Genomic DNA, 26,107 nt, shown 5'->3' with positions numbered 1-26,107 from the left:
GCCGCTCTTGCTTGAGGATCAAAAACAGCCGAGCAAGCCCGGCTCTACAAAACCTTCCGGGTCCGGTTACCGTTAAACTTGCACCATGCCCTTCCCCGCCTCCGCCGTCTCCCCACCTCTCCAAGACGGCGACCAGCTGGCCGCGGTCGACATCGGCTCCAACAGTTTCCACATGGTCGTGGCGCGTTACACGCTGGGCCAGTTGCGGGTGGTGGACCGCCTGCGCGAAACCGTACGCATGGCCGACGGGCTGGACGGCAAGGGCGGCCTGTCCTCCGCTGCGCGCCAGCGCGGCCTGGAATGCCTGGCGCGTTTCGGACAGCGCATCCGCGATATCCCCTCGCTGCGCGTGCGCGCGCTGGCGACCAACACGGTGCGCCAGCTGTCCTCGCCGCAGAGCTTCCTGATGCCTGCGGAAACCGCGCTGGGCCATGCGATCGAAGTGGTTTCCGGCCGCGAGGAAGCGCGCCTGATCTATCTGGGCGTGGCCCATGCGCAGCCCCCCAAGCCAGGGCAACTGCGGCTGGTGATCGACATCGGCGGCGGCTCCACCGAGTTCATCATCGGCCGCGGCTTCGAACAGATCGAACGCGAGAGTCTGCAAGTCGGTTGCATCGCCAGCACCCGCCGGTTCTTCCCCGGCGGAAAATTGTCCAAGAAACGCTGGAAAGAAGCCTTGACCGAAATCGGCGCTGAATTCCAGCAGTTCGCTGGGCTGTACCGGGCGCTGGGCTGGCAGGAGGCGCTGGGCTCTTCCGGCACCCACAAGGCCATCGGCGAAATCTGCGCGGCGATGAAGCTGACCAAGGGTGCGATCACCGCCGAAGCGCTGCCGCAAGTGCGCGATCGCCTGCTGCAAGCCACCCATATCGACGCCATAGAGTTACCGGGCCTGTCCAACGACCGCCGCCCGATCATCGCCGGCGGCGTGCTGGTGCTCGAGGCGGCCTTCGAGGCCCTGGGGCTGCAACGCCTGATGGTCAGCAAAGCCGCGATGCGTGAAGGCATCCTCTACGACATGCTGGGCCGCGGCAGCGACAACGATCCGCGCGATGCCTCGGTTTCCTCGCTGACCCAGCGCTACGGCATAGACGCGGCGCAGGCGGCGCGCGTGGAAGGCACCGCGATGCGCCTGTTCGAGCAGGTCGCGGAGACCTGGGGCCTGGACGACGACGACGCCAGGCAACTCGGCTGGGCCGCGCGACTGCACGAAATCGGCCTGGCGGTGGCGCACAGCCAGTACCACGTGCATGGCGCCTATCTGATCGAAAACTCGGACATCTCCGGTTTTTCGCGCCAGGAACAGCAGGTGCTGGCCGCGCTGGTGCGCACCCATCGGCGCGGCGTCCCCAAGACGGCTTTCGATGCGTTGCCCGACCGCCTGCTGCTAAGCGCCAAGCGCAAGGCCGCCTTGCTGCGCCTGTCGGTGCTGCTGCACCGCTCGCACGATGCCGAACCCATACCGAAGCTGGAGCTCACCGGCAACGGAGATGCGCTGCAGCTGGTCATTTCGAAGAAATGGATCGAAGCCCGCCCCCTGCTGCGCGCCGATCTGATCAGCGAGCCGGAGGATATGGCCGGCCTGAGCGTGGCGTTCCGTCCTTTCGTCGATTGACGCCATGCAAACCTGTCGCATCCCGCATTCGGATCTCGAAGTTTCCCGCATTGCTTACGGCTGCATGCACCTGAGCCGCGCCTGGGACGACGAGGACATCACCACCGCCGAGATATCCGCCGCGACTGGCGCGATAAACACTGCGGTGGAGCTGGGCATCACCCTGTTCGATCACGCCGACATCTACGCGCGTGGAAAGTCGGAACGCTTGTTCGGCGAAGTATTGCAGCGGACCCCGGGCCTGCGCGATCGCATCGTGCTGCAGTCCAAGTGCGGCATCCGCTTTGCCGGCAACCCGAGTGCAAACAGTCCGGGGCGCTACGATTTCAGCCGCGAGCATCTGTTGCGCTCGGTCGAAGGCTCGCTCCGCCGCCTGAACACCGGACACCTCGACCTTCTGCTGCTGCACCGGCCCGATCCACTCGCCGAACCGGCGGAAGTGGCCGCCGCATTCGACGAGCTGCAGCGCAGCGGAAAGGTGCGCCACTTCGGCATCAGCAATCACAGTGCGTCGCAGATATCGCTGCTGCGCAAGTACGTGGATCAGCCGCTGGTGGCCAACCAGATCGAGTTGAGCCTGCTGCATCACTATCCGATTTCCGAAGGCGTTCTCTTCAACCGGCTCGACGGCATTCATGCGGACACCGCCGGCACTCTGGATTACTGCCGCGAGCACGGCATTCTGGTGCAGGCGTGGGCACCGCTGGCGAGCGGTAAGTTCTCGGCTCCCCTCGCCGGCATGGACGAGCCGATGCGCTCGGCCGCTGCCCTGGTGCAGGAGATGGCTCGGGAAAACAATGTTTCCGCAGAGGCGGTCCTCACTGCCTGGCTGCTGCGCCACCCTGCCGACATCCAGCCTATCGTCGGCACCACAGATCCCGCGCGATTGACGGCCGTCTGCGCCGCGGACGAACTGCGACTTACGCGCGAGGAGTGGTACGCCCTGTTGACCGCCATGCGCGGACAATCCGTGCCGTAGCCCGGAAGCAACGGACGGGACATATCGTCCTGTTGCGGCAAGGCCATGTCATCGCGACGTCATTTTCTTGAAACAACGGCTTCATGGCCGACGCCCAGCATGCGCAAAACGTGGAGTCACGCATGCGCTACGCCATCGTCACCGAAACGTATCCGCCCGAGATCAACGGTGTCGCTCTCACCGTCCAGGGTCTGGAGCAGGGTTTGCGCGCCCGCGGCCATGAAGTGCTGTTGGTCCGTCCACGGCAGCAGGACGAACTCCGCCCCGATTCGGACACCTTGCTGGTGCGCGGCGCCGGTTTGCCGCGCTACCCTGGGCTGAAGTTCGGTTTTCCCGCTACCAAGAGCCTGCTGGAGCTCTGGACCGCCAATCCGCCGGATGCGATCTATGCGGCCACGGAAGGCCCCCTGGGCTGGTCGGCATTGCGGGCGGCGAGAAAGCTCGGCATTCCCGCAGCGACCGGCTTTCACACCCGCTTCGATCAATACATGCGCGACTACGGCATGCCGTTCCTGGAAAGCACCGCGCTGCGCTGGATGCGCCGCTTCCACAATGGCGGCGACGCCACCCTGGTGCCCACCCGCGAGCTGGCGGAGTTTCTGCAGTCGCAGAACTTCAAGCACGCGGTCCGGCTGGCGCGCGCGGTGGACGCAGACCAGTTCGCCCCGGACAAGCGCGACGACGCGCTGCGCCGGTCGTGGGGCGTGGGAGATTCCGGACTGGCCGTGATCTACCTGGGAAGGATCGCACCGGAAAAGAATCTGGAGCTTGCGGTGCGCGCATTCCGCGAACTGCAGCGCAGCCGGCCCGACGCCCGTTTCGTATGGGTAGGCGATGGACCCGCACGGCAAAAACTGGCGCAGGAGCATCCCGACTTCATCTTCTGCGGCCTGCAGCGCGGCGCCGAGGTGGCGCGCCACTTCGCCAGCGCCGATCTGTTCCTGTTCCCCAGCCACAGCGAGACCTTCGGCAACACCACGCTCGAAGCGATGGCCAGCGGTGTTGCGGTAGTGGCGTTCGATTACGGTGCTGCGCGCGAACACGTACACCACGGCATCGATGGCATGGCCGTGGACAACGATGCGGACTTCATCGCCGCTGCGATCAAACTGGCCACCGACGACGCCCTGCGCCAAGCCATGGGCCAGCGCGCGCGGGACTCAATGCAGCGTCTGCATCCGGCACAGGTGGCCGCCGACTTCGATGCCCTGCTCGCCGGTCTGGCGATGGCGAGGAGGCGACATGCGTCCGCTGCCGTTGCGTAAACCCATGCGCTTGCACGATGCAGGCTGGTGCCTGCGTGCCAACCGCCTGTGCGAGGGAACCAGCGTGCGCCGCTTCTTCGCTTCGATCAGCCGGCTGGGAGACGGCGTGTTCTGGTATGTGTTGATGGCCGCGCTGATCGTCTTCGACGGAACGGCGGGGCTGGCCGCCTCGGCGCACTTGGCCATCACCGGCGTCATCGCGCTGGTTCTGTACAAGTTGCTGAAACGGTGGACCCGACGCCCGCGGCCTTTCGCTTCCGATGTGCGCATCCGCGCGTGGGTCGCGCCGCTGGACGAATTCAGTTTTCCGTCCGGTCATACGCTGCACGCGGTGGCCTTCAGCATCGTGGCGATTGCCCACTATCCGGCACTGGCGTTGCTGTTGCTTCCTTTCACGATATGCGTGGCGATTTCACGCGTTGTGCTGGGCCTGCATTACCCCAGCGATGTGTTGGCGGCGTTCGGAATAGGTTCCCTGCTGGCTGCGGTTTCGCTGTGGACGACGCGAGCCATGGGCGACCTGCTTCTCCTGTAGGAGCTGCGTAAGCTGCGACCGATATTTTCGGCGTTCATACGCAGGTTCGGCGTTATGCAGTCGCAGCTTACGCAGCTCCTACACCGCCTTGGACAGCGTTGCGCGCGCGATGCCGGGCGCCAATTGGCCGGTCCAGTCGCTGTCGTTGGCGACTTGCGCGTGAGTGCGACTGGCTTTCAACACTGCGAAATCCAATTCCGCCATCGCCCAGACCTGATCGGCCCGGGTCTGCGCCACGATGCCGTTTGCGGGCAGGCCGACGTCCATCGGGGCGTAGATCGCGGCTTCTCCGGTATTGGTATCCAGCGCAGGGCTCCAGGCAGCTTCTCCGGCGGTCACCGACTGGGCAACGAACATGCGGTTCTCCAATGCCCGTGCCAGGCAACCAATGCGCACACGGCTGGCGCCGGCCTCGGTGTCGGTGCAACTGGGCACCAGCAGCAGGCGCGCGCCGCTTTCGTACTGCGCGCGGACCGGCAATGGGAATTCGGCGTCGTAGCAGACTGAGATGCCCGTACGCACGCCTTGAGCCTCGAAAACTTTCAAAGCATCCCCGGCTTCGATCACACCGATGGATTTCTCGAAACCGGTCAGTTGCAGCTTGTCTTGCCAACCGTGCGCGCCCTCGGGCGTGAACCAGTCGCTACGGTTGCGATAACGGCCATCACCGTGCGCTAGCAGGAAACTTCCGGCGACAAGATACAGACGGTACTCACGCGCCAATCGCGAATACAACTCGATCGACTGCTCTCGGTACTGCTGGATCGCCGACAGCGATGCGATCAGGTCGCCGCTGGTCGCGGCATCGAAGCTGGCGGCCAGTTCCAGCGACAGGTATTCGGGCAACACCGCCACTTCCGCTCCGGCTTGCGCCGCCTCGGCCAGCAACTGCGCCTGCTTGCCGGCGAACTCAGCGAAATCGCGCGGCGCGCCGACCGGATATTTGGCGACAGCGACTTTCATGCGGCCTGCTCCAGTTCGCGCAGCCAGAAGGTAAGCGAATGGTCCACTTCGCCGCGACCCGCTTCCTGCCATGGCAGGCGCATGGTCATGCCTGGCCGACTCTGATAGCCGCGCTTGCTCCAGAACGCATCGTTGGGCCGGTAGTCATCGGGGCGCCGTGCATCCCCGGCGTCTCGATCCACGGAGCAGAACGCCGTCCATTGAAACCGCCCCAGCGCACGCGCATGCGCCTCGCGGCTGTCGAAGAAGGCATGGCCGATGCCGCGCCCGCGATAGGCAGGAAGCAGCACGGATTCGCCGAAATAGAAAACCGACTCGACTGGCATGCCCTGCTCCACGAACGGTTGGCGGAACGCAGGCTCGCTGTCGGCCAGCTGCATCCCCGTAGACGCGCCGACTACTTCGTCGCCGTCCAGGGCCAGGACGAGCAGGCTTTCCTTCGACTGCGCGTAGGCCGCCAGATAATCCCGCTCGGATTCGAAACTGCCTTCGTAGAGATACGGCCATTCGCGGAACACGCTTATGCGCAGGCGCGCCGTATCAGCAAGCCAGGGCAGGATTTCGGGCCCGCGAAAGAGGCCGATGGTGTGCGGAGAGTCCATCCCGGGACTCTACCGCACGCCACCGGCCGGGGCGAGATTCGGGCTAGCCCTTGATGGTGTAAGCGAAGACGCCTTCGCCCAGGCTCTCGTAGCTGGGGTCCGACTCTCGCCCCGGCAGCAAACGGGCGGCCGAGTCGGGAACGAACAGCCCACGCTCTTCGACGAAGAAGCTGTCCATGGTGATGTACAGGCCGTCGGGAGTACGGTAGACCCGCTCCGGCCGCAACTTGCGGATGGCATTAGGCCATCTGCTCGCGGGAATGGGGCCGGAAGCGACGACAGTGTCGTTCAAGGTGGCCCCTTCGGAAGCCAGAGCGTTCAACTCTCGGGGCGCGAGCCTACGATCGCACGCTCCGAGAACCAGCATTAAGAAAAAGGCCACGTATGGGAAAATTTTGTTCACGTGCAAGCTGTTCTCGAAGAAGACATCTCACGGACAAATCTAGTCGCGCCAAACGTAGGCGACTATGCGTTCGTCAGGAATCACTACCAACGATGCCTTGCCGTCCGTTCTGTTGGTGAAGTAGGCGTGCCAAGGTCGGGCGTGGGGTCCATCGGAGCGGTTTGTCCGAACGCCAAACCAGTTGCCGGGAAGCCGTGCCGCACGCCATTCCCGATAGACGAATGGCTCGCGTTGGCGGCCGATACCGTTCCTGGCCCGCGTGGCAGCACTGAGGAAGGCCAGCGGCTCGTCCGCCATCGCCCCGATTATCTCTTCGGACAGGCGAAACAGCACCGCCCCACTAGATCTGCGCCGGAATGGAAACAGCATCGCCGCAAGCCTGCTCTGTTCCGGCGTATCCAGCAGCACGCCGGAGGTCTTGATGACCTCCGGCAGCACCCTTACGGCGCGACGGTGCAATGTCTGCGCATTGACCATCCCGACCTCAGCGCAGCGAGGAACCGAGTTCGTACCAGTCCACCTTGCGCGTGATCCACATGATCGCGGCCAGGATGCCGAACAGCAGCAGCGAACCCATCAGCAAGGCGTTGTCTTCGGAGATCAGCAGGCTGTAGAGCACGCCATAGAGCGCGGTGAGCATCACTGCGAACCCGCTGGCGCGCAGCCAGCTTCTCAGCACTCCCGACAGATAGACGAACTGCAGGCCTATGCAGGCGACCGCCGATATCAGGTAGGCCTTCACGAACTCCAGGTGCTCGGACAGGCTGAGCAGCAACAGGAAGAAAATCGCCAGCGCAAGGCCCACCAGCAAATACTGCAAGGGATGGATGGGCAGGCGCTTGATCAGCTCGAACAGACCGAAGGCCACGAAGGTGAGCACCACGAACAGGATGCCGTACTTACTGGCGCGATCGACCTGAGTGTAGACATCGGTCGGATCGACCAGGCTGATGTCCACACTGTCGATCCCAGTATCGACGCCGGACGGCGAAGGCGCCGCGGCCGGGGAGAGTTCTTTGCTGTCCCCGCGGTAGCTACGCAGACTGCGGCGGGTCAACGAGCCTTCCCCTTTGCTCAGTTGCTCGCCCAGCTGCGATTGCGCCGAGCTGGCCAGCGACGAGATTTCCCAGTCGCCGGAAAATCCATCGGCACGGATCTGTTTGCGATTGGGCAGGAAACTGCCACCGAATAGCGGGTGCGGCCAGGTCGAGCCGATGGTGATCCGGTTGCTGTCGGCGATCGGACTGATGCCTAGCGCCTGGGTGCCATTGAGCCGGAAATTGGCGATCACCTGGCTGGCCGGCAGCGCGATACCGGCCGCCTGCGGCAGGCCCGCGTGCATGCCGCTCATGCGTCCGGCGAGACTGGCGGTACCCGACTCCATCGCCACCGGGCGACCGTCCACCTTGAAGTCCGGCGAACCGACCACGCCGCGCACGTCCGCCAGGCCTATCACCAGCGTGGGCTCGCCATAGACCCGGCCTTCCACCGCAGGCAGCTCGAGTGGTTCGAAACCGGCCTGCACGCCAGCCTGCCACTCGAACACGCGCACGTCGTAGATGCCGATGCGACGGGTATCGGGTTTGAGGCTGCCTTGTACGAGCAACGTTTTCGGCGTCTGGTAGAGATAGCCTTCCACGACCTCGGCCTTACGCTCGGGCTTGCCGGCCGCGTTGAGGGTGTCGGCGACGCGGGTTTCCTTGTACGGCACCACCCGCAGCGGTCCGATGAACTGCTGCGGCCCGGCCATGCTTTGGGAAACGCGTTCGGTGGCTTGCTGTTGGTATTGTTCTCGGTCGCTGATGGTCCCGCGGATCATCAGCAGCGGAATCAGCAGCAACAGCACCAGACCGCCGACGGTAAGGAAGCGCAACAACAGTTTGAACGACTTCATGGATTTTGCCCCGGATTGAACACGGGCATAGCCTGAAGCGGGCTTGTGTGGAAGGTTTGAGGCGAATTTGAAGTCTGTGTGAAGTCGGGAATAGTTCGAGGTTTCCCCCAGTCGTCTTCCAAAAAAACCGTCGTCATCCCAGCGCAAGCTGGGATCCATTTTGACTTTGCCCTTGCACTGGAATATCTGGAGCAAGATCAAGATGGATCCTAGCTTGCGCTGGGATGACGTCCTACCTGGATGACGTCCAATTACTACGATGCCCTATTGGATCAGACCTTGGGCAACCGCAACGTAGCCAGCGCGCCACCGCCTTCCAGCGAAGTGAGTTCCGCCTCGCCTCCATGCAATCGGGCCACTTCACGCACGAACGGCAACCCCAGACCCGAACTGCGCAGGCCAGTCGACGGACGCGCCAGCGAATAGAAGCGTTCGAAAACGCGGTCCCGCGCGTAGTCCGGGACGCCAGGGCCTTCATCGGCGACCCGGATCTCGATGTACCGGTCGACCGTGCTGCTGGACAGGGAGATCGTGCCGCCCGCAGGCGAGAATGCGATGGCGTTGTCCAGCAGATTGGAAACCGCCTGCCGCAGCAGGTAGGGATCCCCCTGTATCGTCGCCTGCTGATCGTGGACGTCCACCGACAGGACAAGTCCGGATGCCGCCAGTTTCGCCGACACGTCCTCGCCCGACTCGGTCAGCAACGAAGCGACATTCACCGGCTCCAGCTTCTGCAGCCAGCCGTGCTGTTCCACTTCCGCCAGCGCCAGCAGCTTGTCGATGGTTTCGGTGAGGCGCTGCTCCTGGGTCTGGATGTTGTGCGCGAAACGCTTGCGGTCTTCCTCCGGCAAGGATTCCTGCAACAGCTCGGCCGCGCCGCGGATCGCCGCCAGCGGACTCTTCATCTCGTGGGTCAGCGACTGCACGTATTGCTCGACATACGCCTTGCCTTCCAGCTTCCGGCGCATGGTTTCGACCGCACGTCCCAGATCGCCTATTTCATCGCGCCGCGATGGCAGGGGCGGCACCCGTTCGCCTGCGCTGACCGCCTGCGCATAGCGGTTGAGGCGGTTGATGCCGCGCATCAGCCACCAGGTCATCAGCAAGCCGATCAATGCGGACAGCCCGATCAGCCACGCGCCCTGGCGCATGATGCTGCGCTGACTGGCGGTGATGAACGGATCGATGCTGGCGTTCGGCTGGGACAGGGTAAGCACGCCGATGATGCGGTTGCCGTCGCGCAAGGGCGCGGCCACGTGCATCACCGTATTTTCCCTGTCCCCGGGCACCAGCGGGCTGGAACGGGCACCGTACTGGCCATGCAGAGTGCGGTAGACGTCGTTCCATCGCGAATTGTCGCGGCCCAGGTCGCGGCCCTCCGAGTCGTATACGACGATGCCCTTCTCGTCGGTCACGGTAATGCGGTAATCCACATGGCGCTTGGGGAATTGCCAGATGGTGGCGCGCAGGTCGCGCTGTCGCGCCACTTCAAGATCGCGTACGAACTTGCCGCTGGCGATCCGCCCGGCCTTCATGTCCTCCGTCGCCATCACCGCCAGCACGTTGGCCGCATCGACCAGCGTGGATTCCATGGCCTGGCGCACGCCCGGCTTCACCTCGTTTACGAACACGCGCATCACGAAAAACGCCGCCAACCCGACGATCAGGAAGAACCCAAGGAACAAGCGCAAGCCCAGGCGCATCAGATCTCCAGCGCGTAGCCGAGGCCGCGATGGGTGCGGATCGGATCGTTCTCGGCACCGGCCGCGCGCAGCTTCGCGCGCAGGGTCTTGATATGGGTGTCCACGGTGCGGTCCGCGCTGTCGGCATCGCTGTCCCAGCCCCGATCCATCAGCTGCGCACGGCTGAGAATGGCGCCAGGGCGGTGCAGCAAGGCCGCCAGCAGCATGTATTCGTAGCGGGTGAGTTCCAGTGCGTTGCCGCGGAAACGGATGCGGTGGCCTTCGCGGTCCAGCTCGAAGTCGCCTTGCGCCTGCTCCTTCGCATCCGCTGGTCCGGCCTGGCTTCTACGCAGGCGCGCGCGCACCCGCGCCACCAGCTCGCGCGGCGAGAACGGCTTGGCCATGTAGTCGTCGGCTCCCAGCTCCAGTCCCAGCACGCGGTCGATCTCGTCGTTGCGCGCGGTCAGGAAGATCACCGGCACTTCGCTAAAACCGCGTAGTTCGCGGCATACATCGAAACCGCTGCGGTCCGGCAGACCCACGTCCAGCACCACCACATCGACCCCGCCCTGGCGCACGCGCGGTGCGATTTCGCGGCCCAGCAGGCAGTGTTCGGCGTCCAGGCCCTCGCTGCGCAGCGCGTACAAGACCGCATCTGCGATGGCGGGTTCGTCTTCGGCAATGAGGATCAGGGGCATGGGGCGAAGCATAAACGTTATGCTTGCCCCATGAATTACAAGCACGCCTTCCACGCCGGCAACCACGCCGACGTCCTCAAGCACATCGTGTTGCTGGCTTTGCTGGACGCACTGAAACGCAAGGACGCGCCGTTCTTCGTGCTCGACACCCACGCCGGACGCGGGCGCTACCTGCTGGCCGCGCCGGAGAGCCGCAAGACCGGCGAGGCCGACGCCGGCATCCTCAGGCTGATGGGCGAAGCGAAGATGCCTGAAGTGGTGGAACGCTATCTGCGGGCGGTGGAAGCCAACAATCCGGTCGGCGCGCTGATCGCCTACCCCGGTTCGCCGCTGCTGGTTGCGCAAGCCCTGCGCGAACAGGACCGGCTAGCGGCCTGCGAACTGCAGCCGGAAGAAGCGGCGGCGCTGAAGGAATTGTTCGCCCACGACCCACGCGTGGCCGTGCATGCGCGCGACGGCTATGCGGCGATCAAGGCGATGTTGCCGCCGAAACAAGGCGCAACCAAGTTCGCGCGCGGGCTGGTGCTGATAGACCCGCCGTACGAAGTGCAGGACGACGAATATCCGCAGATCATCTCCACCGTGCGCGAAGCGCTTGAGCGCTGGCCGCAGGCGACCTATGCGATCTGGTACCCCATCAAGCAGCGCCGCATCTTGCAGCCGTTCTTCCGCAAAGCCGCCGCGTTACCGGCCAAATCGGTGCTATTGGCCGAATTGCAGATCCGCGCCGACGACTCGCCGTTGCGCTTGAACGGCAGCGGCCTGTTGGTGCTGAACCCACCCTGGCAGTTCGACCAGCACATCGCCCCCGCGCTGCCGCTGCTGAAGAAGGCGCTGGGCGAAGCCGGTGCAGCCACCCGCCTGGAATGGCTGCGCGCCGAGGGCTGATGCATGGGTCCTGTGCGAGAATCGCGGCTCCTTCGTTCGCCGCACTGACGCCCCATGGCCGGATCCAGCCTGTTCGCCCTGATCGACGACATCGCCACCTTGCTGGACGACGTGTCGCTGATGACCAAAGTCGCCGCCAAGAAGACCGCGGGCGTGCTGGGCGACGACCTGGCGCTGAACGCGCAGCAAGTCACCGGCGTCAACGCCGACCGCGAGCTGCCGGTGGTGTGGGCGGTGGCCAAGGGTTCGCTGGTCAACAAGGCCATCCTGGTGCCGGCCGCGCTGGCGATCAGTGCGCTGGAAGGCTGGCTGCACGGCAAGGGCTACAACATCCCGCTGGTGACGCCGCTGATGATGCTGGGCGGCGCTTTCCTGTGCTTCGAGGGCGTGGAGAAGCTGGCGCACAAGTTCCTGCACGGCAAAGACGAAGAGAACAAACACCATAACGAACTGGTGCAGGCGGTGAAGGACGAGACCGTGGACATGGTCGCGTTCGAAAAGGACAAGATCGGCGGCGCCATCCGCACCGACTTCATCCTGTCCGCGGAGATCATCGTGATCTCGCTGGGCACCCTGGCCGGGCGGACCCTGACCGAACAGCTGCTCACCCTGGTGGCCATCGCACTGGTCATGACCATCGGCGTGTACGGGCTGGTGGCGGGCATCGTGAAGCTGGACGATGCCGGCCTGGCGCTGAACCGGGATGCGGGCGACGGCGGCTGGGCCCGCTTCAAGCGCGCCTTCGGTACCGGCATTCTGCGCAGCGCACCCTACCTGATGAAGTTCCTGTCCATCGCCGGCACCGCCGCCATGTTCCTGGTCGGCGGCAGCATCCTGGTGCACGGCCTGCCCCCGCTGCATCATTTCATCGAGCCTTACATTCAGGGCCCGCTGGGCACGCTGGTATCCATGCTGTTCGATGCCGCCGTCGGCATCGTGGCGGGTAGCGTGGTAGTGGCGGTGGTGACGCTGTTTTCGCGCCTGCGCGGCAAAAAGCAGGCCACGTGAACTCCGGCGGGCGCCGCGCTAGAGCAATCGTTCACCGCAAATCTGGGAACATACGCCTGTCATGAATGGCCATAAACGTCTCCCGCCCTGGCACGAGCACTTCCGCATGCCCAATGGGCGCGAACTGCTCATCCGCCCTATCCGTCCCGAGGACGCCGAACCCATCCAGGGCGCGTTCGTGCTGCTGGGCCCCGAGGAAGTGCGCCAGCGCTTCCTGTATGCGCTGAAGGAACTGACCCCGGAAATGGCGCACCGCCTGTGCCATCCCGATCCGCGCAACGAGTTCGCGCTGGTCGCCGCCGAAAACCTGCCGCCCGGCGAAGCACTGGTGGGCGCGGTCGCGCGCGCCTCCATCACCCCGCGTACGCGCGAAGCGGAGTTCGCCATCCTGGTCAGCCATTTCATCGCCGGCCAGGGCCTGGGCCGCCAGCTCATGCGCAAACTGGTGAAATGGGCCAAGACCAAGAAGCTGGACCGCCTGTACGGCGATGTGCTGGACCACAACCATCCCATGCTGCAACTGGCCCAGTCGCTGGGTTTCAAGCGCATGCGCGAGGACGATACCCCCGGCCTGGTGCGGGTGGTGCTGGATCTCAACGAATAAGCGGATTGGCGGTCGGCAGGGGCGGAAACAGAAACGATTCCGTAATCGATCGCCACGTCTAGAACAGCGTGCGGGACGATTCGTGGTCGTCCTGTCCGCTTGTTTCCCGCAAATGCGTTGCGCCTGATGGGGGGCCTGCGGCAGGCACCGCCGCGCCACCATCGGGAAGAGCCGCACATGAACATAGACCAAGCAAAACTCAACGACTTTCTGGGCAAAGCGGTCGGCGACCTGGGGGCGGCGATCAGCGCCAGCCTGATGCTGGTAGGCGACCGGCTGGGCCTGTACCGGGCCCTGGCCGAAGAACCCGCCACTCCCGCCGAACTCGCCGCGCGCACCGGCACCCACGAGCGCTACATCCGCGAATGGCTGGGCAACCAGGCCGCCGGCGGCTACGTGAGCTACGACGCCGATAGCGGCCGATACACGCTGAGCGACGAGCAAGCCCTGTGCCTGGCCGATCCGGACGGCCCGGTCGATCTGCCTGGCGCCTACAACATCGTCGAGGACACCTTCCATACCCTGGACCGCACTCTGGAGAATTTCCGCAGCGGCGCCGGCATGGAATGGGGCGAGCACCACCCCTGCCTGTTCCACGGCACCGAGCGATTCTTCCGGGCCGGCTACCACGCGCACCTGCTCGGCGAATGGCTCCCCGCACTGGACGGAGTGGTGGACAAACTCGCCCGCAACGCCAAAGTCGCCGATGTCGGCTGCGGCCACGGCGCCAGTACCGTGTTGATGGCGCAGACTTACCCGAATTCGCAATTCATCGGCTACGACTACCACCCCGAATCGATCCGCATCGCCAACGAGCGCGCGGCAGCGGCCGGCGTGGCCAACGCACGCTTCGAAGTCGCGGACGCCGTGGGCTATGCAGACGGCGACTTCGATCTGATCGCCTTCTTCGATTGCCTGCACGACATGGGCGATCCCGCTGGTGCCGCGCGGCACGCACGCCAGGCGCTGAAAGCCGACGGCCATTGCCTGCTGGTGGAGCCGTTCGCCGGCGACAGCGTCGAGGAGAACCTCAATCCGGTCGGGCGGGTTTATTACGGCGCTTCTTCGCAGATCTGCGTACCGGTGTCACTGGCGCGCCACGGGCCCGCGCTGGGCGCACAGGCCGGAGAAGCGAGGCTGCGCGCGATCATGGTCGACGAGGGTGGCTTCAGCCGCTTCCGGCGCGCTACCGAGACTCCGTTCAACCTGGTGCTCGAAGCGCGGCCGTAACGAACGGACTGCACTTTGTAGAGCCGGGCTTGCCCGGCTGCTCTTGCCTTTGCCTTGCAGATCCGAGCTTGCTCGGATCTGCAAGGACATTGGCATGGATCGTCCCGCTGCCCATGCCTGTCGACAGGCCCTGACGCCGGGCACGCTAAACTGCGCGTCCTTCCTTGCGCTGGACGCAACCGCGTCCGGCGCTGCTGCTGTTTTGTGTGCCGATGCCTACCGACCCCAATTCCCCGCGCGCCCCACGTTCCCCCCTCCCGCCGCTGCCCCGTAGCGGCCAATTGCGTGCCTGGTGGCGCGCGCCCGTTTCCCCCACCGCGCTGGCCTGGATGGTGGCCCGTGCAGCAGAGGCCCATACCGGTCCCCTGCTGGTGGTAACGCGCGATACCCATGGCGCGCACCAGTTGGAATCGGACCTGCACACCCTGCTGGGCGAAGGTGGCGACCTGCCGGTATTCCCGTTCCCGGATTGGGAAACCCTGGCCTACGACCGTTTCAGTCCGCACCCGGACATCATTTCGCAGCGGCTTGCCGCCCTGCATGCCCTGCCCGGCCTCAAGCGCGGCGTGGTGGTGGTGCCGGTGCAGACCCTGATGCAACGATTGCCGCCGTTGCGCTACGTGGTCGGCGGCAGCTTCGACCTGAAAGTCGGCCAGACCCTGGATTTCGACCAGGAAAAACGCCGCCTGGAAGCGGCCAGCTACCGCAACGTGCCGCAGGTGCTGGACCCGGGCGATTTCGCCATTCGCGGCGGATTGCTCGACGTGTTCCCGATGGGCGCAAACGCGCCGCTGCGCATCGAGCTGCTGGACGACACCATCGACTCGATTCGCGCCTTCGACCCGGAAAGCCAGCGCTCGCTGGAAAAGATTCCGCAGGTGAAGATGCTGCCGGGCCGCGAAATACCGCTGGACGATCTGTCGGTGCAGCGCGCGCTGGACGCGTTGCGCGAACGTTTCGACGTGGATACGCGGCGCAGTTCGCTGTACCAGGACCTCAAGTCCGGCATCGCGCCGGCAGGGGTCGAATACTACTTGCCGCTGTTCTTCGAACAGACCGCGACCTTGTTCGATTATCTGGACTCGACCACGCTGCCGCTGATCGCCGAAGGCGTGACCGAGGCCACCGAAGCGTTCTGGGCGCAGACCCGCAACCGTTACGAGCAGAGGCGCCATGATCTGGAACGCCCGCTGGTGCCACCAGACGAGCTTTATCTCGCACCCGATGCATTGCGCGAGCGCCTGAACCGTAATGCGCGCATCGAAGTGTGCGGACCAGACCATCCGCGGCGCGAAGAATCGCAGCCGCTTGGCGACCAGCCGGTGCCGGTGCTTCCGCTCGCCGCGAAGGACGCCGAACCTGCCGCTGCGGTGAAGTCGTTTCTTTCCAGCTATACCGGCCGCGTGCTGGTGGCCGCCGATTCGCCCGGGCGTCGCGAGGCGCTGACGGAGGTGATGCAGGCAGCCGGTCTGATGCCACAGGTCGTCGCTAGCTTTACCGATTTCCTCTCAGATCGTCATCCCCGCGAAGGCGGGGACCCAGCGACTTCCGCTTTGGGTGTTGAAGGAAAAACAAAAGCCGAAGCAAAGTCACTGGGTTCCCGCCTTCGCGGGGCTCTCAACAGCCGAACGGCTGGTCATGACGACCTGTTTGATATCTCGGGGCTTGAGAGCGCGGGACCGCGCTTCGCAATAGCGGTTGCCCCGCTCGAAGACGGCTTCGCCCTCGACCACCCGCAGATCGCGGTGCTCACCGAACGCCAGCTGTTCCCCGAACGCGCCACCCAACCGCACCGTCGCCGCCGCACCGGCCGCGAACCCGAAGCGATCATCCGCGACCTGGGCGAACTCAGCGAAGGCGCGCCCATCGTCCACGAAGACCATGGCGTCGGCCGTTACCGCGGCCTGGTGGTACTGGAAGCCGGCGGCACGCCCGGCGAATACCTGGAGATCGAATACGCCAAGGGCGACCGCCTGTACGTGCCGGTCGCGCAGCTGCATCTGATCAGCCGCTATTCGGGCGCCTCGGTGGAAACCGCGCCGCTGCATTCGCTGGGCGGCGAAGCCTGGACCAAGGCCAAGCGCAAAGCCGCGGAAAAGGTGCGCGACGTCGCCGCCGAACTGCTGGAAATCCAGGCCCGCCGGCAAGCGCGCGCAGGCCTGGCGCTGCATCTGGACCGCGCCATGTACGAACCCTTCGCGGCCGGTTTCCCGTTCGAGGAAACCCCCGACCAGCACCACGCCATCGAAGCGGTGATCCGCGACCTGGCCAGCTCGCAGCCGATGGACCGCGTGGTCTGCGGCGATGTGGGCTTCGGCAAGACCGAGGTCGCCGTACGCGCCGCTTTCGCCGCCGCCAGCGCCGGCAAACAGGTCGCGGTGCTGGTGCCAACCACGCTGCTGGCCGAACAGCACTACCGCAACTTCCGCGACCGCTTCGCCGACTGGCCGTTGAAGGTGGAAGTGCTGTCGCGCTTCAAGAGCTCCAAGGAAATCAAGGAAGAACTGCGCAAGGTCACCGAAGGCACCCTGGACGTAATCGTAGGCACGCATCGTCTGCTGCAGCCCGATGTGAAGTTCAAGGATCTGGGCCTGGTGATCGTCGATGAAGAACAGCGCTTCGGCGTGCGCCAGAAGGAAGCGCTGAAAGCGCTGCGCGCCAACGTGCACCTGCTGACCCTCACTGCGACGCCGATCCCGCGCACCTTGAACATGGCCATGGCCGGCCTGCGCGATCTGTCCATCATCGCCACTCCGCCGCCCAATCGTCTGGCGGTGCAGACTTTCATCACGCCCTGGGATGCGCCGCTGCTACGCGAAGCCTTCCAGCGCGAGCTGGCGCGCGGCGGCCAGCTTTACTTCCTGCACAACGACGTGGAAAGCATCGGCCGCATGCAGCGTGATCTGTCCGAGCTGGTGCCCGAGGCGCGCATTGGCGTGGCCCACGGCCAAATGCCGGAACGCGAGCTGGAACAGGTGATGCTGGATTTCCAGAAACAGCGCTTCAATGTACTGCTGTGCACGACGATCATCGAATCGGGCATCGACATTCCCAACGCCAATACGATCATCATCAACCGCGCCGACCGCTTCGGTCTGGCCCAGCTGCATCAGTTGCGCGGCCGCGTTGGCCGTTCGCACCACCGCGCCTATGCCTATCTGGTGGTGCCGGACAAGCGCGCGATGACCGGCGACGCGCAACGCCGCCTGGAAGCGATCGCGGCCATGGACGAACTGGGTGCCGGCTTCACCCTGGCCACGCACGACCTGGAAATCCGCGGCGCCGGCGAGCTGCTGGGCGAAGACCAGAGCGGGCAGATGGCCGAGATCGGCTTCAGTCTGTACACCGAACTTCTGGAGCGCGCGGTGCGTTCGATCCGCCTGGGCAAGCTGCCCGACCTGGACGCCGGCACCGCGCACGGCGCCGAAGTCGAACTGCATATCCCCTCGCTGATCCCGCACGACTATCTGCCCGATGTTCACACCCGTTTGACGCTGTACAAGCGCGTGAGCAGCGCGACCGATGCCGACGAACTGCGCGACCTGCAGGTGGAGATGATCGACCGCTTCGGCCTGCTGCCGGATGCGGCCAAGCATCTGTTCGCCATCGCCGAACTCAAACTCGCGGCCACCGCCATGGGCATCCGTAAACTGGACCTGGGCGAGAACGGCGGACGCATCGTGTTCGAGGCGCAGCCCAATATCGACCCGATGTCGGTGATCCAGATGATCCAGAAACAGCCCAAGCTGTATTCCATGGACGGGCCGGACAAGCTGCGCATCAAACTTCCGTTGCCGGAGGCTGCGGACCGTTTCAATGCCGCACGCGGACTGCTTGCGGCGCTGGCCAAATCCTAGGGAGTCTCTGAACTAGCCTGTAGGTCGGGGCTACGCCCCCGACGTGCAGGAGATGTCAGACACTGCGCACGTCGGGGGCGTAGCCCCGACCTACGGTCACGCACTTTGTCCTTTGTCTGCTCTAATGATCCCCGCCGAAACCGGGAAGGAGACAGTCGTGGACACCGCATCGCTGCTGTGGGGTTTGCTGTTCGGTTCGGTGGGGCTGGGCTATTTCATTTACGGGAAGAACCAGAAGGCATTGCTGCCGGCGCTGTGCGGAGTGGGGCTGATGGTCTTCCCGTATTTCGTTTCCAGCATATGGCTGATGGTGGTTATCGGCGCCGGATTGATCGCGCTGCCGTTCTTCGTCCGCTTCTGAACAGCGCGACCCATTTGAGCCTGTCCGTTGCCAGCTTGCGGGCGCGTTGGTAGTGAATGGCCCACTGTCGCCAGCCGGCGGCCGGGAGACCACCACCGACGGAGGCAATCATGCGTAAATTCCTTGCAGCGTTCCCGGTTCTCATGCTCCTTGCTTCGCCGCAGGCCTATGCGATCACCCAGGCGGAGGCGGAAAAGATCGCCGCCAATTACCTGGCCTCGTTGCCGCCGGCCGAGGTCAGCTACGACGCGATCAAGACGGTCATCGGCGATCTGGATGGCGACGGCAAGCCCGAAATCGTGGTCCAGACCGCATTGCTGGGCCCCACTTACTGGTCCTATCGGCTCGACGTCTTCGTGGACCGCGGCAAGGGCTATGCGCACGTCGGAACCGGCGAACTATGGGGCGACGTACAGAGTATCGCCATCGACAAGGGCATGGTGGTGGTGAAATCGAAGATGCCCGCGCCCAACGATCCGCGCTGCTGCCCCACTCTGGACAAGACTTATCGCTACTTGTGGAAAGGCGGAAAAGTGGTCGAAAGCAAATAGCGCCGTCACGATCCGATGCAGCGGCGATGACCGGTTGGCGATGCTTTCTACGCTGTTTACTCCTGCAGGGGATTTCCATTGAAGGAGATTGCACGTGGCACTGACCAGGATAGAGAGTTACGAAGTGATGTATGCCGCCAACCAGTTCGCTCCGCGGATCTGGCTCAAGCATGGCGGCGCCTATATCGGCCAACTGGTGTTTCACCCCAATGGCCAGGCGTTGCCGGCCGACGGACCGGATGCGACCAATCCCTCGCTGCACTACCATCTGGACGACTTCCACAACGCGCTCGATCTGCTGCGCAACGAGAAACCGGTATGGCTGTTGTATTCGGGAACGGGCGGCGGCTTCGAGAACGGGATCAAGACCGATGCCGAAACCACGGGGGAAGGCGAGACAGGCTTGAAACGTTTCCCCAAAAACTGAGGCGTGCCTGGGCCGGGGCCATGCTCGCGGGCACGGCGCTGGCCCTGGCTTCCTGTTCCACCGTCCCGGTGCGCGATGCCGATACGGTCACTTTCGTGGTGGTTCGGCACGCGGAAAAAAGCGCCGACGACCCGCGCGACCCCTCACTCAGCCCGATCGGCCGGGCGCGCGCGCAGCGCCTGGCGACTCTGCTGAACGACACGACGGTCAACGCCGCCTACGCCACCGCCTACCGCCGCACTTATCAGACCGCACAGCCTGTCGCCGAGAATCATTTCCTGCGCGTCACCACTTACGATGCGCAAATGCCCGCGCCCCAGTTCGCCGAGCGGTTGCGCACGCTGCACAAGATCGGCACAGTCTTGGTGGTTGGCCACAGCAATACCGTGCCCGACATAGTCGGCGCGCTGTCCGGGCGGCAGGTCGCAGCGATGGGCGACGACGAATTCGATCGCCTCTACCGGATACGCATCGGCACCGACGGCAAAACCGCTTTGTCGCAGGAAACCTACTGACGGGCGCAAAGCCGCCTGCACGCGGTCCAAACAGATCCGCGTTAACCTTGACGCATGGATACCACTCAGGAAACCGGCGTCTTCGGCGACTGGGACGGCAGCATCGCCGCGGCGCGCACGCTGCAATCGGAACTGACTGAGCGCGTTTCGCTGCGCGACGATTTCGCCGACCCTCGGGTACTGGCGGGCTTCGACGTTGGGTTCGAGGAAGAAGGCACGATCACCCGCGCCGCCGTCGTACTACTCGATGCCGCCATGCTTCAGCCCATCGAATCGCATATCGCCCGGGTCGAGACTTCGATGCCGTATGTGCCGGGTCTGCTCAGCTTTCGCGAATTGCCGGCGTTGATGGCCGCACTGGCCATGCTGACCCGAATGCCGGATCTGGTCTTCGTCGATGGCCAGGGCATCGCCCATCCGCGACGGCTGGGAATCGCTGCGCACTTCGGTGTCGCGACGGGGTTGCCGGCGCTCGGTGTGGCCAAGAAGGTGTTGGCGGGCCGCCATGACGACCCGGGGCCGGCATTAGGCGACCGCGCTCCTCTCGTGCATCGCGGCGAACAGATCGGCTGGGCGTTGCGCAGCAAACCACGCTGCAATCCGCTGATAGTCTCGCCCGGCCACCGGATTTCCATGGATACCGCGGTGGAATGGGTCGTACGCACGCTGCGGGGCTACCGCCTGCCGGAACCGACCCGCCTGGCCGACCGCATCGCATCCCGGCGCGGCGAGCTGCCGCCAGATAGCGCGGGCCCGCTGGATAACGGCAGTCTCTTTTGAGCGCAACGATCCGTTCCCGCTGTCGAATCAAGCATCCGGCTTTCCTGTGCGATCCTGCCGCCATTCCCGGAGACACCCATGACCACGATCATCACTCCCCGCACCCACGACCTGGGCGGCGGTTTCGAAGTACGCCGCGCCGTACCCAGCCTGCAAGCCCGCGGCGTCGGGCCGTTCGTGTTCGTCGACCACATGGGGCCGGCAATCTTCGAACCCGGCCGCGGCATCGACGTGCGCCCGCACCCGCATATCGGCCTGGCCACGGTGACTTTCCTGTGGGCCGGCGCGATCAACCACAAGGACACGCTGGGCTCGGAACAGGTGATCCTGCCCGGCGACGTCAACTGGATGACTGCAGGCCGCGGCATCGCCCATTCCGAACGCACGCCGGTCGACGCGCGCGCGCGCGGCCATGCCGTGCACGGCATGCAGACCTGGGTGGCCTTGCCGAAAGCGGACGAGGAAACAGCGCCCGAGTTCCACCACCACAATGCCGCGGCATTGCCCCAATTGCGAAGGAACGGCGCCTTCCTGCGGGTGATCGCCGGACGCGCCTTCGGCGAGGAATCGCCGGTGCGGGTGTTCGCCGACACTTTCAATGTCGCCGTCGACCTGGACGCCGACGCCGAGCTGGCGATCGACGATCTGTATGCAGAGCGTGCGCTTTACATTCTGGAGGGCGATGCGCAATTGGACGGTGCCGATCTTCCCGACAAGCACTTGGTCGTGCTGGATCCAGGCACGCGCCCGGTACTGCGCGCCAAGACTCCGCTCAAGGCCATGCTGCTGGGCGGCGAGCCGCTGGATGCCCCACGCCACATGTGGTGGAACTTCGTTTCCAGTTCCAAGGAGCGCATCGAACAGGCCAAGCAGGACTGGCTGGATGGAAGCTTCGGCCAGATCCCAGGCGAAGTGGAATTCATTCCGCTGCCGGAACGGTAAGACGCGACTGGCTGTGGGAGCGGCGTCCCGCCGCGAGCTCTTGAATCGACTATCGACTAGAGAAGCGAAAAGCTCGCGGCGGGACGCCGCTCCCACGACATCTACAAAGCATTGGGTCTTCGGGAACCGGAGACGGCATTGATGTGAGCCGCGGAGCTTTTGCGGCGCAACACGTTGCATCTAACGGAAAAGAAACAAACGCGATCATCGCTTCCGCTACTTTGCGCGGGCCGCCAACCGGCGGATCGACACTCTGAGGGGGCAACATGAATCTGGGCAAAAAACTCGCGGCCGAGTTCCTCGGCACGTTCTGGCTGGTATTGGGCGGCTGCGGCAGCGCGGTGCTCGCCGCCAACTTCGGCGGCGACGGCAATCCGCTGGGGATCGGATTCGTCGGTGTTTCGCTGGCTTTCGGCTTGACCGTGCTGACCGGTGCCTACGCGTTCGGCCATATTTCGGGCGGCCACTTCAATCCCGCGGTAAGCCTGGGGCTGTGGGCCGGCGGCCGTTTTCCGGCCAAGGACCTGGTGCCGTACATCCTTGCGCAGGTGCTGGGCGGCATCGCCGCCGCTTTCATCCTGCTGCAGATCGCCAAGGGCGGCGGCGGTTTCGCCATCGACCCGACCGCTGCGGGCGCCTTCGCCACCAACGGTTACGACGCGCTGTCGCCGGGCGGCTACACGGTCGCGGCCGCCTTCCTGTGCGAAGTGGTGCTGACGGCGTTCTTCCTGATCGTGATCATGGGTTCGACCCACAAGAACGCGCCCACCGGCTTCGCGCCCATCGCCATCGGTCTGGCGCTGACCTTGATCCACCTGATCAGCATCCCGGTCACCAACACCTCGGTGAACCCGGCGCGCTCGACCGCCGTGGCGGTGTTCGCCGGTTCCGGCCAGCTGAGTCAGCTATGGCTGTTCTGGGTCGCACCGATCCTGGGCGCGCTGATCGGCGGCATGCTGTACGGCTGGCTGGGGCGCGACGAGCCCAACATCGTCGGCAATTCCTGACGGTTCCGCTTTCCGTTCGACAAAAAGCCGGGCAATGCCCGGCTTTTTTGTGACGCGTGCATTATTTTGTCGCAAAAACCTGGGCTACTGTCGAAGTCCGGTGGCGGGGAGCGCCATCGGACAGGAGCATGACCATCGCAGGCCGGGTCCATCCCGGCAAGACTGCCGTGGGCCCAGGACAGTGAATCCATTATTCGTATGCCGCTACGGCCCTTCCAGGGGAAACTAGTCATGAAATCTGCTTATCTGTTTTTTTTGGTATTGCTGATGCTGCCGGGCGTAGCCCTGGCGCAACAGGCGAGTTCTCGTTGTCCGCCGCTTCCGGCAAGCTCCGGCCTGCAATGGGAGGAGCGGGTCAACACCGGTTTCCTCGCCTGCAAGGCACGCAATGAAGACGGCAGCAAGTCGATCAACCTGCTGCTGACCTCGCGCGACCCGGACCTGCGCCTGAGCAAGTCGCGTCGCGTTGAGTCGGGCGTATTCTCCGGCGAGTCCCTGCACTGGTACCTGCCCGACATCGCTGGACGCGATGAAACCTATCTCGCTTCGCGGCGCATCACCGTCGTGGAACTGGGCAAAGGCCAGTACGCCCAGATCTGGATCGATGCCCCATCGACACAGGACCTGGCCGAACTGCTGACGCTGACCGGAAAACTGGACGTGAGCGCCGGCACCGCTTACCTGGTGTCCGGCAACTGACGCTGGCCGGGGCGAGCGCAACTCGCCCCGGGATTCAGAAGCGGCCTTCCTGGTAATCCACGAAGGCCTGCATCAGTTCCTGCTTGGTGTTCATGACGAACGGGCCATGGCGCATTACCGGCTCGCGCAGCGGCCGGCCCGCGACCACGATCAGGCGCGCGCCCTTGCCGCCAGCGCGCAGTTGCAACAGATCACCGCCGCCCAGCACCGCCATCTCGTGGGTCTCCAGCGCACGCGCGTCTTCGCCTTCGCCCACCGTCGCAGCGCCTTCGAACGCATAGGCGAACGCGTTATGGCCTTCGGGCAAGAGGTATTCCCACGCCGTGCCTGCCTCCAGCGCGACATCCAGATACACCGGATCGGTCGCCGGCTGCACGATCGGGCCAACCACCTCGCCCACCTGGCCAGCGATGACTTTGACGCTGACGCCAGCGGCCGGGTTGGCCACCGGAATACGATCCGGCGCGTATTCCTGGTACTTCGGGTCGGTCATCTTGTCGCGTGCGGGCAGATTCACCCACAGCTGGAAGCCGCGCATGCGACCGGATTCCTGTTCCGGCATTTCCGAGTGCACCAGGCCGCGGCCGGCGGTCATCCACTGCACGCTGCCAGGAGTCAACAGACCTTCGTTGCCATGGTTGTCCTTGTGGCGCATGCGCCCGTCCAGCATGTAGGTGACGGTCTCGAAACCGCGATGCGGATGGCTGGGGAAACCGGCCAGGTAGTCTTCGGCACGGTCGGTGCCGAACTCGTCCAGCAACAGAAACGGGTCGAGCTCCGGCAAATCCGGACCGCCGATGACGCGGGTCAGCTTGACGCCGGCGCCGTCGGAAGTCGGGCGGCCGCGGATAACGCGGGCAACGCGGACGGGATGGGATGAAGTGGCGACAGTGTTCATAGCGGCTCCTTTTCGATGCCCACAAGATGGCACCGGCCTACCCCGTAAGGAATGTCGTAGAGCGGAACCCTTCGTTCCACCAGCAAGGTCTGTAGGAGCGGGCCCTGCCCGCGACAGGCTCTACCCGTGAACTCCGTCGCGGGCAGGGCCCGCTCCTACAAAGCATCAGGCGACGTAGACGGATTTGATGTTCATGAACTCATGGATGCCGTGCTCGGCCAGTTCGCGGCCGAAGCCGGAGCGCTTGGTTCCGCCAAACGGCAGGCGCACGTCGCTCTTCACGATCGCGTTGACGAAAGCCGCGCCGCATTGCAACTGGCGCGCGACCCGATTGCCGCGCTCGCGGTCGCCGGTCCATACGCTGCCGCCCAGGCCGAAAGTGGTGTCGTTGGCCACCTTGACCGCCTCGGCCTCGTCTTTGACCCGCAGGATACTGGCCACGGGCCCGAACAGCTCTTCGTCGTAGGCCGCCATACCGGGCGCCACGGCATCTAGGATCGACGCCGGATAGCCCGCGTGGGAACCATCCGGTTCGCAGCCCAATAGCGGTTTGGCGCCCTTGGCCACGCTCGCCTGCACCTGCTTGTGCAGCTCGTCGCGCAAGTCTTGTCTGGCCATCGGGGCCAAGGTGGTGGTTTCTTCGTTGGGATCGCCGAGCTTCAGTTTGGAGGCGGCATCGACGAAACGCTGCACGAACGCGTCGGCGATGGCATCCACCACGATGAAGCGCTTGGCCGCGATGCAGGTCTGGCCCACATTGCCGAAGCGCGAAGTCACCGCGCTGGCCACCGTCTTGTCCAGGTCGGCGTCTTCCAGCACCACGAAGGCGTCGCTGCCGCCGAGTTCCATCACGCATTTCTTCAGCTGGTCGCCAGCGTTGGCGGCGATCGAACGCCCTGCCCGTTCGCTGCCGGTCAAGGTCACCGCGGCTATGCGCTTGTCGCGCAGCACTTCGGCGGCCTGGTCGTTGTCGATATGCAGCGCTGCGAACACGCCGGGCGGAATGCCGGCATCGCGCAGCGTCTCGGCGATGATGTCCGCGCAGCGCGGTACGTTGCTGGCGTGCTTGAGCACCGCCACATTGCCCGCCATCAGGGCGGGGGCGAGAAAACGGAACACCTGCCAGATCGGGAAGTTCCACGGCATCACCGCCAGCACGCAGCCAATGGGCTCGAAACGCACGTAGCTGTTGCTGGCTTCGGTGGCGATGGGTTGATCCTGCAGGTAGCCGGCCGCATGCTCTGCGTAGTAGTCGCAGGCGTCGGCGCACTTGTCCACTTCGGCCAAGGCCTCTTTGCGCAGCTTGCCCATCTCGGCGGTCATGATCTTCTGGATATCGTCGCGACGGCTGCGCAGCTGCGCGCCCACCTTGCGTAGGAAATCACCGCGTTCGGCCAGCGGTCGCGCGGACCATTGCGGGAACGCCGAGGCGGAAGCGGCAAGGATCGCCTCGACAGCGGCGGCGTCCATGAGCTCAAGCGTGTATTCGACCTTGCCGGTCGCGGGATTGACGGTTTCTACGGTCATGATGATTTTCGTGGAGGTTACCTGGAATGGATATTGCCAGCCGAGGAGTTAGCTGGCCGTAGTGGCCTCCCCCTTTGAAAAAGGGGGATCGAGGGGGATTTGCTCTTGCTCTTTGCCCTTGGTGGCTTAGCGAAGATCAAGATCAAGATCAAGATCAAAGGCAAATCCCCCGTAGCC

At 64.6% G+C, this 26,107-nt stretch carries 25 protein-coding genes and 2 pseudogenes; 18 read left to right on the top strand and 9 right to left on the bottom strand.

Annotated features, from left to right (window positions below; genetic code table 11):
• Window positions 1-85: 85 nt before the first annotated feature.
• The 4 genes from ppx to BLR66_RS00375 all read left to right on the top strand — a co-directional run bounded on the left by ppx (window position 86) and on the right by BLR66_RS00375 (window position 4,394).
• A complete protein-coding gene (gene ppx, locus BLR66_RS00390; protein WP_093279678.1) occupies window positions 86-1,615 on the top strand; it encodes an exopolyphosphatase in 1,530 nt (509 codons plus the stop codon).
• Window positions 1,616-1,619: 4 nt separating this feature from the next.
• Window positions 1,620-2,594: an aldo/keto reductase gene (locus BLR66_RS00385; RefSeq protein ID WP_093279677.1), complete on the top strand. Its 975-nt coding sequence runs from the start codon at window positions 1,620-1,622 to the stop codon at window positions 2,592-2,594.
• A gap of 122 nt (window positions 2,595-2,716) precedes the next feature.
• Window positions 2,717-3,859 carry a glycosyltransferase family 4 protein gene (locus tag BLR66_RS00380; protein WP_093284058.1) on the top strand — a complete coding sequence of 381 codons (1,143 nt, stop codon included), beginning with the start codon at window positions 2,717-2,719 and terminating at the stop codon, window positions 3,857-3,859.
• Complete coding sequence (locus BLR66_RS00375; RefSeq protein WP_255402255.1) at window positions 3,837-4,394, top strand: phosphatase PAP2 family protein; 558 nt, start codon at window positions 3,837-3,839, stop codon at window positions 4,392-4,394. Before BLR66_RS00380 ends, BLR66_RS00375 begins: the two co-directional genes overlap by 23 nt.
• A gap of 78 nt (window positions 4,395-4,472) precedes the next feature.
• Here the strand turns inward: BLR66_RS00375 and BLR66_RS00370 are convergent, their stop codons facing one another.
• The 7 genes from BLR66_RS00370 to creB form a co-directional block, all read right to left on the bottom strand.
• Window positions 4,473-5,357, bottom strand: coding sequence for a carbon-nitrogen hydrolase family protein (locus BLR66_RS00370; RefSeq protein ID WP_093279676.1), 885 nt, complete (start codon window positions 5,355-5,357; stop codon window positions 4,473-4,475).
• Window positions 5,354-5,959, bottom strand: a complete 606-nt coding sequence (locus BLR66_RS00365; RefSeq protein WP_093279675.1) for a GNAT family N-acetyltransferase — start codon at window positions 5,957-5,959, stop codon at window positions 5,354-5,356. Before BLR66_RS00365 ends, BLR66_RS00370 begins: the two co-directional genes overlap by 4 nt.
• A 43-nt stretch (window positions 5,960-6,002) precedes the next feature.
• Window positions 6,003-6,251, bottom strand: a complete 249-nt coding sequence (locus tag BLR66_RS00360; RefSeq protein WP_143014511.1) for a hypothetical protein — start codon at window positions 6,249-6,251, stop codon at window positions 6,003-6,005.
• A gap of 150 nt (window positions 6,252-6,401) precedes the next feature.
• The gene (locus BLR66_RS00355) at window positions 6,402-6,839 is read right to left on the bottom strand and encodes a hypothetical protein (RefSeq protein ID WP_093279673.1); all 438 of its coding nucleotides are present in this window, start codon (window positions 6,837-6,839) and stop codon (window positions 6,402-6,404) included.
• Between the two features lie 7 nt (window positions 6,840-6,846).
• Window positions 6,847-8,256 carry a cell envelope integrity protein CreD gene (gene creD / locus BLR66_RS00350; protein WP_093279672.1) on the bottom strand — a complete coding sequence of 470 codons (1,410 nt, stop codon included), beginning with the start codon at window positions 8,254-8,256 and terminating at the stop codon, window positions 6,847-6,849.
• Window positions 8,257-8,528: 272 nt separating this feature from the next.
• Window positions 8,529-9,959: a two-component system sensor histidine kinase CreC gene (gene creC / locus BLR66_RS00345; protein ID WP_093279671.1), complete on the bottom strand. Its 1,431-nt coding sequence runs from the start codon at window positions 9,957-9,959 to the stop codon at window positions 8,529-8,531.
• The gene (gene creB, locus BLR66_RS00340; RefSeq protein ID WP_093279670.1) at window positions 9,959-10,648 is read right to left on the bottom strand and encodes a two-component system response regulator CreB; all 690 of its coding nucleotides are present in this window, start codon (window positions 10,646-10,648) and stop codon (window positions 9,959-9,961) included. Before creB ends, creC begins: the two co-directional genes overlap by 1 nt.
• 18 nt (window positions 10,649-10,666) lie before the next feature.
• On the opposite strand from creB, the gene rlmJ reads away from it, so the two are divergent.
• The 14 genes and pseudogenes from rlmJ (at window position 10,667) to BLR66_RS00275 (ending at window position 23,505) form a co-directional block, all read left to right on the top strand.
• On the top strand, window positions 10,667-11,524 hold the full coding sequence (rlmJ, locus tag BLR66_RS00335) for a 23S rRNA (adenine(2030)-N(6))-methyltransferase RlmJ (RefSeq protein ID WP_093279669.1): 858 nt from the start codon (window positions 10,667-10,669) through the stop codon (window positions 11,522-11,524).
• A 54-nt stretch (window positions 11,525-11,578) separates the two neighbouring features.
• Window positions 11,579-12,532 carry a DUF808 domain-containing protein gene (locus tag BLR66_RS00330; protein WP_093279668.1) on the top strand — a complete coding sequence of 318 codons (954 nt, stop codon included), beginning with the start codon at window positions 11,579-11,581 and terminating at the stop codon, window positions 12,530-12,532.
• A 61-nt stretch (window positions 12,533-12,593) separates the two neighbouring features.
• Window positions 12,594-13,136: a GNAT family N-acetyltransferase gene (locus BLR66_RS00325; RefSeq protein ID WP_093279667.1), complete on the top strand. Its 543-nt coding sequence runs from the start codon at window positions 12,594-12,596 to the stop codon at window positions 13,134-13,136.
• Window positions 13,137-13,313: 177 nt separating this feature from the next.
• A complete protein-coding gene (locus BLR66_RS00320) occupies window positions 13,314-14,366 on the top strand; it encodes a class I SAM-dependent methyltransferase (RefSeq protein WP_093279666.1) in 1,053 nt (350 codons plus the stop codon).
• Between the two features lie 212 nt (window positions 14,367-14,578).
• Window positions 14,579-15,874, top strand: a pseudogene (locus BLR66_RS19495) (transcription-repair coupling factor); the annotation flags it as partial.
• A gap of 174 nt (window positions 15,875-16,048) precedes the next feature.
• Window positions 16,049-18,223, top strand: a pseudogene (gene mfd / locus BLR66_RS19490) (transcription-repair coupling factor); the annotation flags it as partial.
• Between the two features lie 157 nt (window positions 18,224-18,380).
• Window positions 18,381-18,584, top strand: coding sequence for a hypothetical protein (locus tag BLR66_RS00310; protein ID WP_093279665.1), 204 nt, complete (start codon window positions 18,381-18,383; stop codon window positions 18,582-18,584).
• Between the two features lie 110 nt (window positions 18,585-18,694).
• Window positions 18,695-19,135 carry a hypothetical protein gene (locus tag BLR66_RS00305; RefSeq protein ID WP_143014510.1) on the top strand — a complete coding sequence of 147 codons (441 nt, stop codon included), beginning with the start codon at window positions 18,695-18,697 and terminating at the stop codon, window positions 19,133-19,135.
• Between the two features lie 94 nt (window positions 19,136-19,229).
• Window positions 19,230-19,562 carry a hypothetical protein gene (locus BLR66_RS00300; RefSeq protein ID WP_093279663.1) on the top strand — a complete coding sequence of 111 codons (333 nt, stop codon included), beginning with the start codon at window positions 19,230-19,232 and terminating at the stop codon, window positions 19,560-19,562.
• A gap of 20 nt (window positions 19,563-19,582) precedes the next feature.
• Window positions 19,583-20,077, top strand: coding sequence for a SixA phosphatase family protein (locus BLR66_RS00295; RefSeq protein ID WP_176943710.1), 495 nt, complete (start codon window positions 19,583-19,585; stop codon window positions 20,075-20,077).
• Between the two features lie 54 nt (window positions 20,078-20,131).
• On the top strand, window positions 20,132-20,857 hold the full coding sequence (nfi, locus tag BLR66_RS00290; protein WP_093279661.1) for a deoxyribonuclease V: 726 nt from the start codon (window positions 20,132-20,134) through the stop codon (window positions 20,855-20,857).
• 78 nt (window positions 20,858-20,935) lie between these two features.
• Window positions 20,936-21,799 (top strand): pirin family protein, encoded by an 864-nt coding sequence (locus tag BLR66_RS00285; protein WP_093279660.1) that lies wholly within the window; start codon window positions 20,936-20,938, stop codon window positions 21,797-21,799.
• Between the two features lie 266 nt (window positions 21,800-22,065).
• Window positions 22,066-22,806, top strand: a complete 741-nt coding sequence (gene aqpZ / locus BLR66_RS00280; protein WP_093279659.1) for an aquaporin Z — start codon at window positions 22,066-22,068, stop codon at window positions 22,804-22,806.
• A 231-nt stretch (window positions 22,807-23,037) separates the two neighbouring features.
• Window positions 23,038-23,505 (top strand): hypothetical protein, encoded by a 468-nt coding sequence (locus BLR66_RS00275; protein ID WP_255402251.1) that lies wholly within the window; start codon window positions 23,038-23,040, stop codon window positions 23,503-23,505.
• 34 nt (window positions 23,506-23,539) lie between these two features.
• Here BLR66_RS00275 and BLR66_RS00270 read toward each other — a convergent pair whose 3' ends face one another.
• Complete coding sequence (locus BLR66_RS00270) at window positions 23,540-24,403, bottom strand: pirin family protein (protein ID WP_093279658.1); 864 nt, start codon at window positions 24,401-24,403, stop codon at window positions 23,540-23,542.
• A 165-nt stretch (window positions 24,404-24,568) separates the two neighbouring features.
• A complete protein-coding gene (locus BLR66_RS00265; RefSeq protein ID WP_093279657.1) occupies window positions 24,569-25,930 on the bottom strand; it encodes an NAD-dependent succinate-semialdehyde dehydrogenase in 1,362 nt (453 codons plus the stop codon).
• Window positions 25,931-26,107: the final 177 nt, after the last annotated feature.

It is taken from the genome of Pseudoxanthomonas sp. CF125 (assembly GCF_900104085.1).
In the GTDB taxonomy this organism is placed as follows: Bacteria; Pseudomonadota; Gammaproteobacteria; order Xanthomonadales; family Xanthomonadaceae; genus Pseudoxanthomonas_A.
This window is presented reverse-complemented; position numbering and strand designations above follow the sequence as displayed.

Excerpts from the sequence above, each read along its gene's own strand:
- ppx (WP_093279678.1), top strand. The coding sequence starts at position 86 with ATGCCCTTCCCCGCCTCCGCCGTCTCCCCACCTCTCCAAGACGGCGAC.
- BLR66_RS00385 (WP_093279677.1), top strand. The coding sequence starts at position 1,620 with ATGCAAACCTGTCGCATCCCGCATTCGGATCTCGAAGTTTCCCGCATT.
- BLR66_RS00380 (WP_093284058.1), top strand. The coding sequence starts at position 2,717 with ATGCGCTACGCCATCGTCACCGAAACGTATCCGCCCGAGATCAACGGT.
- BLR66_RS00375 (WP_255402255.1), top strand. The coding sequence starts at position 3,837 with ATGCGTCCGCTGCCGTTGCGTAAACCCATGCGCTTGCACGATGCAGGC.
- BLR66_RS00370 (WP_093279676.1), bottom strand. The coding sequence starts at position 5,357 with ATGAAAGTCGCTGTCGCCAAATATCCGGTCGGCGCGCCGCGCGATTTC.
- BLR66_RS00365 (WP_093279675.1), bottom strand. The coding sequence starts at position 5,959 with ATGGACTCTCCGCACACCATCGGCCTCTTTCGCGGGCCCGAAATCCTG.
- BLR66_RS00355 (WP_093279673.1), bottom strand. The coding sequence starts at position 6,839 with ATGGTCAATGCGCAGACATTGCACCGTCGCGCCGTAAGGGTGCTGCCG.
- creD (WP_093279672.1), bottom strand. The coding sequence starts at position 8,256 with ATGAAGTCGTTCAAACTGTTGTTGCGCTTCCTTACCGTCGGCGGTCTG.
- creC (WP_093279671.1), bottom strand. The coding sequence starts at position 9,959 with ATGCGCCTGGGCTTGCGCTTGTTCCTTGGGTTCTTCCTGATCGTCGGG.
- creB (WP_093279670.1), bottom strand. The coding sequence starts at position 10,648 with ATGCTTCGCCCCATGCCCCTGATCCTCATTGCCGAAGACGAACCCGCC.
- rlmJ (WP_093279669.1), top strand. The coding sequence starts at position 10,667 with ATGAATTACAAGCACGCCTTCCACGCCGGCAACCACGCCGACGTCCTC.
- BLR66_RS00330 (WP_093279668.1), top strand. The coding sequence starts at position 11,579 with ATGGCCGGATCCAGCCTGTTCGCCCTGATCGACGACATCGCCACCTTG.
- BLR66_RS00325 (WP_093279667.1), top strand. The coding sequence starts at position 12,594 with ATGAATGGCCATAAACGTCTCCCGCCCTGGCACGAGCACTTCCGCATG.
- BLR66_RS00320 (WP_093279666.1), top strand. The coding sequence starts at position 13,314 with ATGAACATAGACCAAGCAAAACTCAACGACTTTCTGGGCAAAGCGGTC.
- BLR66_RS00305 (WP_143014510.1), top strand. The coding sequence starts at position 18,695 with ATGCGTAAATTCCTTGCAGCGTTCCCGGTTCTCATGCTCCTTGCTTCG.
- BLR66_RS00295 (WP_176943710.1), top strand. The coding sequence starts at position 19,583 with ATGCTCGCGGGCACGGCGCTGGCCCTGGCTTCCTGTTCCACCGTCCCG.
- nfi (WP_093279661.1), top strand. The coding sequence starts at position 20,132 with ATGGATACCACTCAGGAAACCGGCGTCTTCGGCGACTGGGACGGCAGC.
- BLR66_RS00285 (WP_093279660.1), top strand. The coding sequence starts at position 20,936 with ATGACCACGATCATCACTCCCCGCACCCACGACCTGGGCGGCGGTTTC.
- aqpZ (WP_093279659.1), top strand. The coding sequence starts at position 22,066 with ATGAATCTGGGCAAAAAACTCGCGGCCGAGTTCCTCGGCACGTTCTGG.
- BLR66_RS00275 (WP_255402251.1), top strand. The coding sequence starts at position 23,038 with ATGAAATCTGCTTATCTGTTTTTTTTGGTATTGCTGATGCTGCCGGGC.
- BLR66_RS00270 (WP_093279658.1), bottom strand. The coding sequence starts at position 24,403 with ATGAACACTGTCGCCACTTCATCCCATCCCGTCCGCGTTGCCCGCGTT.
- BLR66_RS00265 (WP_093279657.1), bottom strand. The coding sequence starts at position 25,930 with ATGACCGTAGAAACCGTCAATCCCGCGACCGGCAAGGTCGAATACACG.